Here is a 14,294-nt window from a genome sequence, read left to right on the forward strand (position 1 = left end):
CCCTACCTGTGACAACCCCGCTTACACAGACAGATTGACAGGCCCCCCTGGGCATGAGCGAGGCGAAGATCCTGCGCAGGATCATCGTGCCCCAGGCGATGCGGGTGATCGTGCCGCCCCTGGGCAACGAGACCATCGGCATGCTGAAGACCACCTCGCTGGTGCTGGCGGTCCCGTTCACCCTGGATCTCACCTTCGCCACCAACGCCATCGCCAACAAGCTGTTCACCCCGATCCCGCTGCTGATCGTGGCCGCACTGTGGTACCTCGCGATCACCAGCGTGCTGATGGTGGGCCAGCATTACCTGGAGAAGTACTTCGGTCGCGGCTTCGACGACCGCACCCCTGCGCGCCACGGCGGCCGCGGCGCCCGGCAGGCCGCCGTGAACCGCGCCGGCACCACCCCGAACGACCCGCTCCCGGAGGTGGAGCTGTGATGACCCACGATCCCCGCAACGCCCCCGCTCCTACGGCGAACCGCGCTGACGCCGCGCCCGTTCCTACCGGGGCCCGCGCCGATGTCTCCCCCGCTCCTACCGGGGCCCGCGCCGACGCCTCGCCCGCCCCCACCGGGAACCGCGCCGACGCCGCGCCCGCCCCCACCCCGCTGGTCGCGATCACCGACCTGCACAAGAGCTTCGGTGACCTGCACGTCCTGAAGGGCTGCTCCCTGGAGGTGGCGCCGGGGGAGGTGTGTGTGCTGGTCGGCCCCTCGGGCTCGGGCAAGTCCACCCTGCTGCGCTGCATCAACCAGCTGGAGAGCCCGACCGCCGGTGAGGTGCGGATCGGCGGCGAGCTGCAGGGCTACCAGTCCGAGCCGCTGGCCGACGGCCGCTGGCAGCGACTGTCGAACAAGCAGATCGCCGCCCAGCGCTCCCGCATCGGCATGGTGTTCCAGCGCTTCCACCTGTTCCCCCACCTCACGGCTCTCGGCAACGTGATCGAGGCGCCGATGCAGGTGCTGGGCACGCCGCGGGCGCAGGCCGAGAGCGATGCGCGCGACCTGCTGGGCCGCGTGGGACTGGCCGATCGTGCCGATCACTACCCGGCCGAGCTCTCCGGCGGGCAGCAGCAGCGCGTGGCCATCGCCCGTGCCATGGCGATGAAGCCCGAGCTGATGCTGTTCGACGAGCCCACCAGTGCCCTGGACCCGGAGCTGGTCTCCGAGGTGCTCGCCGTGCTGAAGGACCTGGCGCGGGAGGGGATGACGATGGTGGTGGTCACCCACGAGATGGGCTTCGCCCGCGAGGTGGCCGACCAGGTGGTGTTCATGGACGACGGGCAGATCGTGGAGCAGGGCCCGCCCCAGCAGGTCGTCGACGCGCCCCGCTCCGATCGGCTGCGGGAGTTCATCGCCTCGGTGCTGTGATGTCATGACTCGGCTCTATGGCGAACGACGGGATGCATATGAGGCGTCGCTGACAGTTTCAGCGCTCCAGCGACGAAATCGTCCCGTTGTTCGTCACCTGCCAAGCCCGCGACCTCGCTCAGCCCTCAGGCGGCCAGCAGCTGCGCCACCCGCCGTCGGCCCTGTCTGCCCACCTGGGCAACGGTCTCCAGAAGCGCCTCCTCGGTCGAGCGCCAGCTGTGCCACACCTGGGAGTAGCTCAGCCGCAGGATCTGCAGTCCGTGCCGACGCATCGCCAGATCCCGCCGGCGATCCTCGTTGAACGATTCCGGTGAACTGTGGTGCGTGCGCCCATCGATCTCCAGGAAGAGCCCGCTGACGTACGCGTCGACGAATCCGGCCCCCTCCACATACACCTGCTGCTCCACATCATGGCCGCGTCGGCGCAGCGCGCGCACCACCCGCGTCTCCGAGCCGGAACCGCTGGCTGCGGAGATCCCGCCGATGCGCTGACGATGCCGACGTGGGGCGTCATCCAGCAGGGCCTGGACCTGCGCGATGGACAGCAGCCCCTTCTCGATCGCGGACTCGAGGAGCACCGCCGCCGATTCCCCATCCACGCAGCGGATCGCGTGCGCCAGGGCCAGTCGGAGGGAGGCGATGGCGTCCGTTTCAGGCCACGCCCGCAGGCCCGATCCGTGCGCTGCTGCCCACTGCGGGCACGCACTGCCCAAGCGGGGACGGTAGATGTGCAGGTCGTCATCCCGTTCCCGGGGAGGAACCCATAGACCGTGCAGTGCCGCCGCATCAACGCAGGTGAGGCGGGCGCCTGCGGTCAGTGCCTTGACGACCTTCGGGTTCGCGCCGGTCTTCGCGTACCAGCCGGGCGCGATGCTGCGCAGGTGCCCGCGCCGCACGGCGGTACGGATCTGGGCGTGGGTGAGTCCCTCGTCTAGCAGGGCGGAGCTGGTGGCCACGCCGAGATCGGCGTCCGCCACGCGATGGGTGCCGCGCGGTGCTGGACGTGGCCGGAACGGAGCGCGCGCTCCCATCGGGACCACCAGTCTGCTGGGAAGGAACATGGCCCAAGGGTGGTCGTTCACCAGAGCCGATGGTGTGTGTGGCGCCGACGTGTGGAGAACCGGGGGTGGGGAGGAACGTCGTGGTTGCGTTACTGGGGGCGGGCGGGATGCTGGGTGAGCCGGGTGGGATGCTGATGAGCCGAGTGCTGGGTGGGGAGGGTGCTGGGTGGGCTGGGTGCGGACGAGCCGGCTGCTGGGTGAGCTGGGTGATGGTCTTTCTGGCCGGGCTGCTGACTGACGGTGGGACTCCAGTGAGGCGCGAAGCGCATTACTGCCCCGGAATCGGCGATTCCGTCCCACCGATTGCGAAACGGGAGAAATCGGGCACCGGTTGGGCGGGGCAGGGGCAGGGCAGCGCTGCGGGCAGGCGTGAAGGCACGGCTGGTGGCAAGGACAGGGAAGCGCAACCCTGCGGGCAGGCTGGCCTGCAGGCGGGCGGATGACCTGCAGGCAGGCGGATGACCTGCAGACCCCGCCTCACCAGTCGGTGATGCGCCAGCGGTTCTTCTTGGCCACCGAGAACAGCCCCAGGTCCGGGGAGATCGCGGTGGGGGAGCCCACCAGGGACAGCCACGCGGCATCGGCGTGGGAGTCGCCGTAGCCGTAGGAGGCCTTCAGGTCCGCGCCGTGGCGGTCGGCGTACTTGCGCAGCCAGTTGGCGCGGGCCTCGTCCACCAGCGGGGGAGTGGCGAGGTAGCCGGTCATCACGCCGTCGGCCCCGGCGTCCATGTGGGTGGCCACCACGTCGTCGAACAGGTCGGCCAGGGGCTCGACCAGCACGTCCAGGGCGCCGGTGACCAGCACGGTGCGGTGCCCGGCGGCGCGGTGGCGCTCGATCACCTCGAGCGCCTCGGGGCGGATGGAGGCGCGGATCTTCCGGCCCAGCTCACCGTTCATCAGCTCCCGCAGGTCCTGCTCGCGATAGCCCTCGTACCGGCGGTTGACCAGGCGGATCAGCTCGGAGCGGTCACGCTGCTCGGCGCGCAGGTAACCGGGCAGGGAGGTGAGCAGTCCGCCGATCTCCGCCGGCCACACGCGGCGCGGGCGGGTGGCGCGCACCACCGCGAAGTACTGCTGGACGATGTTGGTGGCGATCACCGTGCCGTCCAGGTCGAACACGGCCAGGGCCGCCGGGTCGCTGGACAGCTCCGGGGTGGGGCGCTCGGCCCGCTTGCGCTGGGCGGCCTTGGCGCGGGAGTACGCCTTGGTGAGCTCGGTGACCGCGGGCAGGTGCAGCTGCTGGAAGTAGTCGCGCCAGTTGATCTCGGTGACGTCGAAGTCGTGCTTCTCCAGGAACTGCGCCGGGAGCTCCTTGCGCAGGGCCCGGGTGTTCGCGTCGTCGAACACCATCTCGGTCTTGGTGTACTGGCGGTACAGCTCGATGTACTTGCGCAGCGTGGTGAGCCCGGTGGTGGCCTTGTGCAGGCTGGAGGTCCACTCGCGGGTGCGGCGGGAGGCCGGCAGGTAGGCCACGGCCTTCTGACCGGCCTTGGCGGCGATCTCCTTGGCGCGGAAGCGCTGCTCGACCATCTCCACGGCCGGGAAGCTCCACTCGGGCACCACGATCGGGCGGCCCTTCTCGTCCTCCAGGGGCTTGGTCACGAAGTACTCGCGCACGGCGGAGACCATCTCGTGGAACGGCAGCGGGTTCGAGGCGCCGGAGACCACCTGGAAATAGGCGTCGTCGCCGCGGCGGGAGACGTCCTGGGTGGCCAGGGCCACGATCACGTTGACCACGAAGTCCACCGGGATGATGTCCAGGATGGAATCGGCCAGGCCCGGGAACTCCTGCAGCATGCCGCGGCCGTACGCCATGATCAGCGGATCGGCCACCTTGTAGCCGTCGATCCACCCGGGGTAGGGGCTGTGCAGGGCGGACTCGATGATGGAGGGGCGCACGAAGGAGACCCGGTGGCCGGCGCCCGCCCACAGGTCCTCCGCCACGCGCTCGGCCATGGCCTTGGTGAAGGTGTAGATGTCGGTCCAGCCCACGGACTGGGCGCGGGTGCGGCCGAAGTCGACCAGGCGCTCGTCCACCCAGGCGCGGCGGGCGGTCTCGGCGGCGGCGGCCACGGCCTTGGGGCCCATGCGGCCGTCGCGCAGGCGGGCGGTGCGCATCTGGGCGCGCAGCGTCTCGGGCCGACGCGACTCCGCCTCGACGCGGGCGCGGGCATCCTGAGCGGCCTCGTACTCGCGGCGCCAGTCGACGTCGTGGACCAGGCGCCCCTCCTGGCGCAGGCCCTTGGAGATGCCGCCCACGTACGCGGTGGAGACGTGGATGACGTGCGGGTCCTGCCCGGAGGCCAGCAGCGCCTCGTACAGGTTGCGGGCCCCGCCCACGTTGGTGCGGAAGGCCTCGTCGATCGGCGGATCGAAGGAGACCGAGGACGCGGAGTGGATCACCACGTCGTACGGCTCGGTCAGGGCCGGCAGGTCGGTGAGGTCGCCCTCCAGGGCCGACACCCGCGCGGCGAAGATCTCCCTGACCTCGTCCTTGCCGACCTTCTCGGCCCAGGTGGAGAACACGGGCTTGCGCAGCAGCTGCTCGAGGCGGGCCTGCCCGCTGACGCTGCCCTTGGGGCGCACCACGGCGGTGACGTGCACGTCCTCGGTGGTCTCCAGCAGGCACTGCAGCACCGCCTGTCCCAGGAAGCCGGTGACGCCGGTCAAGAGGATCCGACGACCCCCGGTGCGAGCATCGCCGGCGTGCGGAGAGGTGCTCTCGACGCTCTCGTCGGGGGCGGGAGTGGTGTTGTTCATGGGATCCCTCGATGGACGGGTTCGGCGGTGCGGGCGCGGTCGATCCCGTGCCGGGACGGGGTGCCCGGAGCGGATCCGCCTGCCCAGGCGATTTCACCGCGAACAGGCGTTCCTGTGCTGATCGGCTGCGGTCGCAGCGCAGGCCCGCCGTGCTCCCGAGATGGCCCCCGGGGCGGTTCTGCGCTGTTCCCGTGCTGGTCAGCGGCTTGTCGTCATGCCCTGGTCAGGGCCTCGCTAGTGTATCGTAGCCGCCATGCACAGGGCCCTGATCACCGGCGGCACCGCGGGCATCGGGGCCGCTTTCGCCACTGCTTTCGCCAAGCGCGGCGTCCCCCTCGTCCTGGTCGCGCGCGATTCCGCACGCCTCGAGGAGTTCGCCGCACAGCTGCGCGCCGAGCACGGGGTGGAGGTGGAGACGATGGTCGCCGACCTCGTGGACCGCGACGCCCAGCAGCGCGTGGCCGACCGCCTCGCCGCCGGCGCTGATCCGGTCGACGTGCTCGTGAACAACGCAGGCTTCTCCGTGCGCGCGAGCCTGCTGGAGGAGGACCTGGGCGAGCACGACCGCGGCTTCGAGGTGATGGTGCGGGCCGTCCTCAAGCTGGGCGGCGCGGCGGGCCGGGCCATGAGCGCGCGCGGCCGCGGCTGGATCATCAACGTGGGGTCCGTCAACGCCCTGATCACCCAGAACAACTACTCCGCCATCAAGGCCTGGGTGGGCAACTACTCCGAGTCCCTGGGCGTGCAGCTGGCAGGCACGGGCGTCACCGTCACCGCACTGATGCCTGGCTGGGTGCACACCGAGTTCCACTCCCGCGCCGGCATCAAGGGCTCCTCGATCCCTGACTTCCTGTGGCTGGATGCGGACCGCCTGGTGGAGGAGTGCCTGGCGGACGTGGCCCGCGGCAAGCCCGTGAGCATCCCGAGCACCCGCTGGAAGCTGATCGCCGCGGTGCTGCGCAGCACCCCCCGCGGGCTCGTGGCCAGGCTCAGTGCCCTGCTGTCCCACCGTCGCAACCGGGAGCGCTGAGATGAGGAACGAGGCCGACGGCCGCACCCCCGGCGACGACCCGACCCCCGGGGACGCCCTGCCCGAGGGCACGGAGGATGCCGCCGTGGGCGGCCCCGAGCAGTCCGCGGACGACAGCTCCGCGCGCGAGCAGTCCGCCTTCGAGCGCACCGTGCGCGAGATGCTCGCCCGCGACAGGACCGCCAAGACTGACGAGAAGGCCGCCAGGGCTGAGGAGAAGGCGTCGAAGGCCGAGGCCAAGGCTGATGAGAAGGCCGCGAAGGCCGAGGCCAGGGCGGAGGCGAAGGCCGCCAAGGTGCAGGCGAAGGCCGCCGAGGAGCAGCGTGCCCTCCCGGTGCCGTCCCTGTCGGCCCGCTCCCGTGCCGAGGGCTGGGACGAGCCCGAGGGGGACCTCGCCAAGTACCGCTCCCATTGGCGGTCGGCGGTGCGCTTCGTCCTGCAGCGCGTGATCTTCAAGGCCGTGGTGCGAAGCGCCGTCACCCCGAAGTCGGTGGTGGCCCGCCGCGTGCGCACCGTGCGCGGCCCGTACGTGCTGGTCGCCAACCACACCAGCCACGTCGACGCGCCGATGATCGCGCTCAGCCTCCCGTGGAGCCAGGCGAAGTTCCTCTCCACAGGCGTTGCTGCCGACTACTTCTTCAACGTCTGGTACCGCCGCTTCTTCGTGCGCTGGATGTTCAACGCCTTCCCGATCGACCGCGGCGGCTCCCGCAAGCACTCCGGCACCTCCCGGAACCTGCTGCGCTCGGGCGTGCCGATCCTGGTGTTCCCCGAGGGGGGTCGCCAGAAGGACGGGCGGATGAAGGACTTCAAGCCCGGTGGCGCGGCGCTCGCCATCAGCGTGGGCGTGCCGGTGATCCCGGCCGCCATCGTCGGCGCCTACGAGGCGATGCCCAAGGGCCGCAACTGGCCCGCGCCCGGCCGTCCGCCGGTCACCGTGGTGTTCGGCGACCCGATGATCGCCGACGAGGGCGAGACTGCGGTGGAGTTCTCCACCCGCATCCATGAGCGCGTCAAGGACCTGTACGACGACCACTACGAGGAAGTCCTGGGCGGCGCCGCCCAGGGCGAGGAAGGACCGGCATGAACTCTCCGCTGAGTGCCAAGGACGTCAAGCGGCACCGGTGGTGGGGCTGGGGCCTGGACGACGTCACCTTCAACTGGCGCAACAAGCCCGGCTTCGCACCGCTGGCACAGGACGTGATCGGCATGGACCTGCACACCATGCCCGACCCTGTCATCCCCGAGCTGAGCGAGCACACCGTGCCGCCCGGTCGCCTGGGCGAGGACACCCGCGCCGCCCTGGTGGACGTGGTGGGCCCGGAGAACCTGCTGGACGACGACGAGTTCCGCGTCATCCACTCCTTCGGCCGCTCCCTGCCTGACCTGTTCCGCGCCCGCAACGGCCACTTCGAGCGCCTGGTGGACGCGGTGGTCTACCCCGGCAGCGAGGAGGAGATCGCCGCGGTGCTGCGGATCGTGCTGGAGCAGGACCTGGTGCTGATCCCCTACGGCGGCGGCTCCTGCATCTCCGGCTCGGTCACCCCGGACGTCGCCGAGCAGCGCCCGATCCTCACCATGAACCTGGGGCGCATGCGGAAGGTCCTGGAGATCGACGACACCGCGGGCCTGGCCCGGGTGGAGGCCGGCGTGTACGGCCCTGATCTGGAGGAGCAGCTGAACGAACTGGGGTGGACCATGGGCCACTTCCCGGACTCCTTCACCTACTCCACGCTGGGCGGCTGGGCGGCCACTCGCTCCACTGGAATGCAGTCCGACAAGTACGGCGACATCGAGCAGATCGTGCGCGGCATGCGCGTGGTCCACCCCGAGGGGATCATCCGCACCAAGGCCGTGCCCGGGCGGGACAGCGGCCCCAGCGTGCACGAGATGATCATGGGCAGCGAGGGCCGCCTGGGCGTGATCTCCGAGTGCACCGTCCAGGTGCACCGCACCCCGCCGGTGCGCCAGGTCATCGCCTACATGTTCCCGGACTGGGAGCACGGAATCCGCGGCATGCACGCGATCGCCCGCTCCGAGGTGCACCCCACCTTCGCCCGGCTCTCCGACGGGCCCGAGACCCGCTTCAGCCTGGCCCTGGTCAAGGCGCCCGAGTCCACCAAGTCCAAGGTGATGGCCAAGGTGCAGGACGGCCTGTTCGCCTACCTGCGCTCCAAGGGCTGGGACACCACACAGGAGATGTGCATCTCCTACGTGTGCTTCGAGGGCACCAAGCAGACCGTCGAGCGGGAGAAGGCGATCGTCAAGAAGATCGTGGCGAGCAATGGCGGCATCAGCCTGGGCGCGGGCCCCGGCGCGGTGTACGACCAGAAGAAGTTCGACACCCCGTACCTGCGCGACTTCCTGCTGAACTACAAGGTGTTCGGCGACGTCTGCGAGACCGGCGCCAGCTGGTCGAACCTCAACGAGGTCCACTCCAAGGTCTACGACGCCTACTACGGGGTGCTGGCCGAGCACGACTCCCAGGGCTTCATGTTCTGCCACATGTCGCACAGCTACCACGGGGGTGCCTGCCTGTACTTCACCTTCGCGCTGCCGTACACGGAGGACTCCACGGCGCTGGCGAAGTACTACGACGCCAAGAACGCCGTGCAGCAGACCTTCGCGGACCTGGACTCCCCGGTGTCCCACCACCACGGTGTGGGCACCGAGCACCGGCCGTGGATGGTCGAGGACATCGGGGAGGTCGGTGCGCGCGTGGTGCGCGGGCTGTTCGCCGACAACGATCCCGGCCGCAACCTCAACCCCGGCAAGGTGCTCGAGCCCTGAGGGCCGGGCGCCTTCACGGTGCGACGTGGCTGACGCTCGAGAGCTCCCCGATCCGTCCGGGTCTGCTGCGGAGCTCGCGGCCGTGGACCCGTCCGGGTCTGCTGCCGAGCGTGCGGCAGGGGACCAGTCCGGCCCCGCCCACGGCATCTGGGTGCTGCGGCACGGCGAGTCGGTGGCCAACGTCGAGGGCGTGATCGTCTCGGCCGTCGGCCCCCGCGCCCTGATCGAGGTGGGGCTGACCGAGCGCGGCAGGCGCCAGGCCCGGGATGCGGCACGAAAGGCCGAGGGCAGGGGCATCGGGCCCGAGGTGGTCGTGCTGGCCAGCGACTTCGCCCGTGCGCATCAGACGGCCCAGGAGTTCTGCGTTGCTCTCGGCGCGCACGAGCCCCGGCTGGACGAACGGCTGCGGGAGCGCGGCTTCGGCACTCACGACGAGGGACCGGCCAGTGCGTACGACCTGGTCTGGGCTGATGACCTGGCCCGGCGCGAGTCCGCCCATGGGGTGGAGCCCGTGTCCGAGGTCGCGCGCCGGGCGTGCGAGGTGCTGCGCGATGCCGATCGGATCGCCGAGAGCGCACCGGTGGTGCTGGTCGCCCATGGTGATGTCCTGCAGATCATGCTGGCCGTGGGGGAGGGCATGGATCCCTACGAGCACCGTTCCGTTCCCCATCTGGGCAATGCCGAGCTGCGCCGTGTGGGGTCTGGGCGGGATCCGTCGGGCGCGGGGGTCACGGGCATGGGCGCCGAGGCCTCCAGCACGACGCCGGCCGTGGGCGTGAGCACCGGCGTTGCCGGCACGGGTTCCGATCCTGAGTGAGCGGAGAGTTCCATGAGTGAGCGCACTGCCTCGGTGCTGATGGTGATGCGTGGCGATGAGCAGGCCGCGCGGGCCGACGTGGCCGCGTTCTTCGATGCGCGTGGCTGGGTTCCGCGGGTGCGGGACGACGGCTCCCTCGCCTACGAGTGCGGCAGCCGCGGTCGTACCGTGCTGCTGGGAGCACTGGCCGGCCGGAAGTTCTTCCTCACCGGCATCATCGAGACCCGCCAGGATGCGCATACCACCGATGTGGTGTACCGGTGGGGGCCTGACGCAGGCCTGGCCCTCGGAGGGACCATCGGACGCCGACGCGCTGAGCGCGCGCATGCCGAGACTGCCGAGGCCCTGCAGCGGCACCTCCAGGGGACCGGCCGGCTGCTGCGCACCCACCGCCGCTAGCGTCGCACCCACCACGGCTGCTGCGCACCCACCGCCGCTAGCGTTGCACCCACCACGGCTGCTCCGCACCCACCGCCGGTGGTTGGTCTGGCGCGCACCGCCGGTGGTTGGTCTGGCGCGCACCGCTGGGGGTGCTGAGAGCCGGGCGCATCTGAGAACCAGGACATGGTTCTCAGATGCGCCCGGCTTCTAAGGCGCGAGCGCGGACCCCGGTGGGTCACCGATCGCGGTCACGGCAGTACTTCGGCGGTCAGGACATGCTGTGTGCTCAGCCCAGATGGCCGGCCCGCCCGCCCCAACCGGTATCAGGCGTTCAGCACCTGCATCATGCCGGGAAGGTCCTCGGCGAGGTTGTCCCTCCACAGGCCCCACTCGTGGGTGGCGCCCTCGATGAGGGCGAAGTCGTGGTCGATCCCCGCGGCGGCGAGGGCGTCGGCGAAGCGCCGCTGGTTGGGGTGCACCACGTTCTCGATGAGGTCCGCTCCGATCTCTCCGAGCTTCGCCTCGAACTGTCGCAGCAGGTCGCCGCGGGCGTGGAGGCCGTCGAACAGGTCATCCCACGGCCCATCGCCCGTGCGCAGGAACACCCTCTTGCCTCGGTACGTCTCGATGTTGTCCATCGGGTTGTACCCCTTGGCGATCTTTGGGTACGGGTGATGGCCCCACGTGGCCCCGGGAAGGTTCGAGGTGCCGAAGTACTTCTCCGCGTCGAAGCCCGGGCACACCCAGATCGCGCCGGCGACCGCGGCACCGTCCGCGGTGGCCGGGTTGCAGTCGGCCGGTCCGGAGTAGGAGCTCACCGAGCGGAAGTGGCCCCAGTACCGCTGGCCCAGCGCCAAGGCACCCCATCCGCCCATGGAGAGTCCTCCGATGGCCATCGCCTCGGGGCGGGTGCGGAAGTTCGAGTGCACGAACGGCAGCACCTGGTCCATGATGAAGGTCTCCCAGGCGGCTTCGCGGCCGGGCAGCGGGAAGTTGGCGTTGGAGTAGAAGCTTCCCGCGCCGCCGTCGGGCATCACCACGATGACCTCGTGCTTCTCGGTCTGCTCGATCACGCCGCCGAGGTTGGTCCAGTCCTGGTAGAAGCCTCCGCGGCCGTGCAGCAGCACCAGCACCGGGTAGTGCCGGTCCGGGCTGGACTCGTAGCTGGGCGGCACCGTCACCCTCACCGACGGCGGGAAGGTCTTCACCATGCCGCCGGTGTCGAAGCGGAAGTCCACCGAGCGGATGTCGGGATGGATCCAGGGGCTACCGTCGATCATCCGCAGTCCAGCTGCGTTGTGGAACCCGCTCAGTGCTGACGCGCTCGCGGCAGCTGCGGCGCCGACGGCGATCATCGGGGCCAGGGCGGCAGCGCCCTTCAGCAGGGAGCGGCGGGAGGGGCTGATCGCCGGTCGATCAACGGTGGGGCTGGTGATCGGGTCGGTGTGGTGCGTGGGCGGCATGGTGACTCCTCATCAGGGGCGGTCGTCGTCAAGGGACTCACGTTCCGGTGCACTGACATCTATGGCACGCGCGTGACGCGGACCACTTTTAGGTGCCCCTGTGAGGGAGCGCAACGTTCCCAGGTGGGACCGGCGTGTTGCTGATGGGTAACTCATAGCCCAAACGTCGTGGCGGTGGGACATAAGTGCTGGTCAGCAGCGCAGGGGGAGGTACTTTCGTACCGGTTCGGCCGCCCGCCTCCGGGGCGTTCTCGGCGCCCGCAGCGCTGGGAAGAGGAGCGAGATCATGTCGGCGCCCGTGGAGTTGAGAAGAAGAAGGCGCCCGTGGAGTTGAGAAGAAGAAGAGGTCCCCTCGCCGTTGAGGGAACCTTGCGAAGAACCGTAGCCCAGGATCGAGAGGCGTAGATCACAACCGTGTCACGATCCGGGTCTTCGTGCTCTGGACAGGAAGCCGCCGGCGGGACTCCTCCGTGCGCCCCTCCCCACCCTGCCGCATCGGCCCTACGATGGGGGGATCGTTGTCGCGACCAGCCCTTCCCGGCGTTGCGACCGCTGCTGACCAGTCACGACATGAGGATCGAGATGACACTGCGCATCGCCGTGTTCGGCGAGAACCGGCACGAGAAGGTGGACCCGAAGGTCCAGGAGATCTACCCCGAGGGCATGCACACCGTGATCGCCGACGGCCTGCGTGAGACCCTCGCCGCCGACGGTGTCGACGCCGAGGTGCGGATCGCCCTGCTCGACGACATCGAGCAGTCCCTCTCGGAGGAGGCCCTGGCCCAGACCGACGTGCTGACCTGGTGGGGGCACATGGCCCACGGCGATGTCCCTGACGAGGTCGCCGAGCGTGTGGTGCGCCGCGTGCACGAGGGCATGGGCCTGATCGCCCTGCACTCCGCCCACTACGCCAAGGTGTTCAAGAAGCTGCTGGGCACCACCTGCAACCTGCTGTGGCGCAACGAGGGCGAGGAGGAGCGGGTGTGGACCGTCAACGGCTCCCACCCCATCGCCCGTGGCGTCCCCCACCCGATCGTGATCCCTGAGCAGGAGATGTACGGGGAGATGTTCGACATCCCCGCTCCGGACGAGCTGGTGTTCGTCTCCTCCTTCGCCGGTGGCGAGGTGTTCCGCTCCGGCTGCGTGTTCCGCCGCGGCAAGGGCAAGATGTTCTACTTCAGCCCGGGCGATCAGGAGTACCCCGTGTACCGGCAGGCGGAGATCCGCCGCGTCCTGGCCAACGCCGTGGTGTGGGCCCGCCCGGAGAACCGCCCAGCCGCACCGGTCAAGATCGACAACGTCCAGCGCGACTGGTTCCGCGCTGCGGACGAGGAGGGCACCACGCGTGTCATCTGAGGTCCTCGCCCACGCTCCCGGAGTGCACACCCCCGGCGCAGACGAGGCTCTCGGCACCCCCGCCCCGGGGGAGGCGCGCGCCGAGGCGCAGGCCCGTGCCCGACAGGCCGCACGGATCCCTGCCGACCGCCCCGCGCGGGTGGTCATCGTCGGTGCCGGTCTGATGGGCGACTGGTGGGCACGCGAGGTGGTCGACAGCCCCGTCGCCGAGCTCGTGGGCATCGCAGATCTGGTCGACGGTGCGCCGCAGCGGGTGATCGCCGGCTGCGGCGCTGCGGATCCCGGCTCGATCGCCGTGGGAGCCGACGGTGTCGACCTCGCCCTCGAGGTGGGGGCCGACATCCTCATCAATCCCACGGTGCCCGTGGCCCACCATCCGGTGACCGTGCGGGCCCTGCACGCCGGCATCCCGGTGCTGGGGGAGAAGCCCGTCACCGAGACGCTGCCCGAGGCGATCAGCCTGGTCGCCCACGCGGAGATCACCGGCGTGCCGTTCATGGTGTCCCAGTCGCGCCGGTTCTTCCCCCAGGTGCGCCAGCTGCGCCAGTTCGTGGCCGACCATGGACCCACGGCGATCACCAGTGCATTCTTCTCCCTGTTCGAGGAGCACGAGGGGTACCGCCGCCACCAGCTGCACCCGATGCTGCGCGACATGGGCATCCATGCCTTCGACACGGCCCGGTACGTGCTGGGCACCGACCCGGTGGCGGTCACCGCCCGCGGTGCTCGCCCCGAGTGGAGCGTGTACGACCACGACGCCACCGTCACGGCCACCTTCGAGATGTCCGACGGCTCGCTGTTCGTCTACAACGGCACCTGGAACGCCCGCGGCGCCACCACCTGGTGGAACAGCGAATGGCGGATCGGTGCCCAGCACGGCACCGCCACCTGGGACGGCAGCGGCCTGCCGGTCCTCACCACCGCCGATGAGGAGGAGACAGCGCGCCTTCAGGCCTGGATCGCCGACCAGCCAGCCCCGGATTCGCAGCCGGATCAGATCGCCGCCTCGCTCATCGAGTTCGTCACCGCCCTGCGCGAAGCGCGCACCCCGATGTGCGAGGTCCACGAGAACCTGCTGAGCTTCGCGATGGTCGAGGCGGCTGTGGCCGCCGTGGACCACGGGACGCGCATCGAGATCGATCCGCTGCTGGGGGAGGCCAAGGAGCAGGCGATCGCCGCCGAGACCCACCCGGAGGCGCGCGCCCTGATGCAGTCCTGGACCTCCATGCGGGACGTGCTGGACGCCTGGCAGGAGGCCCAGGGCTAG

11 protein-coding genes and 1 pseudogene are annotated in these 14,294 nt (G+C 70.2%); 9 read left to right on the top strand and 3 right to left on the bottom strand.

Features of this window, described 5'->3' with window-relative positions:
* Nucleotides 1-47 precede the first annotated feature (47 nt).
* Together M3B01_RS06915 and M3B01_RS06920 are read left to right on the top strand one after the other, a co-directional pair.
* Nucleotides 48-437, top strand: a pseudogene (locus M3B01_RS06915) (ABC transporter permease subunit); the annotation flags it as partial.
* Entirely contained in the window at nt 437-1,369 is a 933-nt protein-coding gene (locus tag M3B01_RS06920; protein ID WP_311203207.1) for an amino acid ABC transporter ATP-binding protein, read from the top strand. The pseudogene M3B01_RS06915 and the gene M3B01_RS06920, both read left to right, overlap by 1 nt.
* Nucleotides 1,370-1,494: 125 nt before the next feature.
* On the opposite strand, the gene M3B01_RS06925 is transcribed toward M3B01_RS06920, so the two are convergent.
* Complete coding sequence (locus M3B01_RS06925; protein WP_259790521.1) at nt 1,495-2,430, bottom strand: endonuclease domain-containing protein; 936 nt, start codon at nt 2,428-2,430, stop codon at nt 1,495-1,497.
* 477 nt (nt 2,431-2,907) lie between these two features.
* Entirely contained in the window at nt 2,908-5,190 is a 2,283-nt protein-coding gene (locus M3B01_RS06930; protein WP_259790523.1) for an HAD-IB family hydrolase, read from the bottom strand.
* Nucleotides 5,191-5,443: 253 nt separating this feature from the next.
* Between M3B01_RS06930 and M3B01_RS06935 the strand changes: the two genes are divergently transcribed.
* The 5 genes from M3B01_RS06935 to M3B01_RS06955 are packed head-to-tail and all read left to right on the top strand — an operon-like array spanning nt 5,444 to nt 10,226.
* Nucleotides 5,444-6,220 carry an SDR family oxidoreductase gene (locus tag M3B01_RS06935; RefSeq protein ID WP_259790525.1) on the top strand — a complete coding sequence of 259 codons (777 nt, stop codon included), beginning with the start codon at nt 5,444-5,446 and terminating at the stop codon, nt 6,218-6,220.
* A gap of 1 nt (nt 6,221) precedes the next feature.
* The gene (locus M3B01_RS06940; RefSeq protein WP_259790527.1) at nt 6,222-7,307 is read left to right on the top strand and encodes a lysophospholipid acyltransferase family protein; all 1,086 of its coding nucleotides are present in this window, start codon (nt 6,222-6,224) and stop codon (nt 7,305-7,307) included.
* Nucleotides 7,304-9,010, top strand: coding sequence for an FAD-binding oxidoreductase (locus M3B01_RS06945; RefSeq protein ID WP_259790528.1), 1,707 nt, complete (start codon nt 7,304-7,306; stop codon nt 9,008-9,010). Before M3B01_RS06940 ends, M3B01_RS06945 begins: the two co-directional genes overlap by 4 nt.
* Nucleotides 9,011-9,035: 25 nt before the next feature.
* Nucleotides 9,036-9,827 (top strand): histidine phosphatase family protein, encoded by a 792-nt coding sequence (locus M3B01_RS06950; protein WP_259790529.1) that lies wholly within the window; start codon nt 9,036-9,038, stop codon nt 9,825-9,827.
* 12 nt (nt 9,828-9,839) lie between these two features.
* On the top strand, nt 9,840-10,226 hold the full coding sequence (locus M3B01_RS06955; RefSeq protein ID WP_259790531.1) for a hypothetical protein: 387 nt from the start codon (nt 9,840-9,842) through the stop codon (nt 10,224-10,226).
* A gap of 305 nt (nt 10,227-10,531) precedes the next feature.
* Here M3B01_RS06955 and M3B01_RS06960 read toward each other — a convergent pair whose 3' ends face one another.
* Nucleotides 10,532-11,671 carry an alpha/beta hydrolase family protein gene (locus M3B01_RS06960; RefSeq protein ID WP_259790533.1) on the bottom strand — a complete coding sequence of 380 codons (1,140 nt, stop codon included), beginning with the start codon at nt 11,669-11,671 and terminating at the stop codon, nt 10,532-10,534.
* 582 nt (nt 11,672-12,253) lie between these two features.
* Here M3B01_RS06960 and M3B01_RS06965 point away from each other — a divergent pair.
* Together M3B01_RS06965 and M3B01_RS06970 are read left to right on the top strand one after the other, a co-directional pair.
* Entirely contained in the window at nt 12,254-13,027 is a 774-nt protein-coding gene (locus M3B01_RS06965; RefSeq protein WP_259790534.1) for a ThuA domain-containing protein, read from the top strand.
* Nucleotides 13,017-14,294 (top strand): Gfo/Idh/MocA family protein, encoded by a 1,278-nt coding sequence (locus tag M3B01_RS06970; RefSeq protein WP_259790538.1) that lies wholly within the window; start codon nt 13,017-13,019, stop codon nt 14,292-14,294. The genes M3B01_RS06965 and M3B01_RS06970 overlap by 11 nt, the downstream gene beginning before the upstream one ends.

Origin of the sequence: Brachybacterium sp. p3-SID957 (assembly GCF_025144775.1) — a bacterium.
GTDB classification, from domain to species: domain Bacteria; phylum Actinomycetota; class Actinomycetes; order Actinomycetales; family Dermabacteraceae; genus Brachybacterium; species Brachybacterium epidermidis.

Excerpts from the sequence above, each read along its gene's own strand:
- M3B01_RS06955 (WP_259790531.1), top strand. The coding sequence starts at position 9,840 with ATGAGTGAGCGCACTGCCTCGGTGCTGATGGTGATGCGTGGCGATGAG.
- M3B01_RS06940 (WP_259790527.1), top strand. The coding sequence starts at position 6,222 with ATGAGGAACGAGGCCGACGGCCGCACCCCCGGCGACGACCCGACCCCC.
- M3B01_RS06930 (WP_259790523.1), bottom strand. The coding sequence starts at position 5,190 with ATGAACAACACCACTCCCGCCCCCGACGAGAGCGTCGAGAGCACCTCT.
- M3B01_RS06920 (WP_311203207.1), top strand. The coding sequence starts at position 437 with ATGACCCACGATCCCCGCAACGCCCCCGCTCCTACGGCGAACCGCGCT.
- M3B01_RS06965 (WP_259790534.1), top strand. The coding sequence starts at position 12,254 with ATGACACTGCGCATCGCCGTGTTCGGCGAGAACCGGCACGAGAAGGTG.
- M3B01_RS06935 (WP_259790525.1), top strand. The coding sequence starts at position 5,444 with ATGCACAGGGCCCTGATCACCGGCGGCACCGCGGGCATCGGGGCCGCT.
- M3B01_RS06925 (WP_259790521.1), bottom strand. The coding sequence starts at position 2,430 with ATGTTCCTTCCCAGCAGACTGGTGGTCCCGATGGGAGCGCGCGCTCCG.
- M3B01_RS06960 (WP_259790533.1), bottom strand. The coding sequence starts at position 11,671 with ATGCCGCCCACGCACCACACCGACCCGATCACCAGCCCCACCGTTGAT.
- M3B01_RS06945 (WP_259790528.1), top strand. The coding sequence starts at position 7,304 with ATGAACTCTCCGCTGAGTGCCAAGGACGTCAAGCGGCACCGGTGGTGG.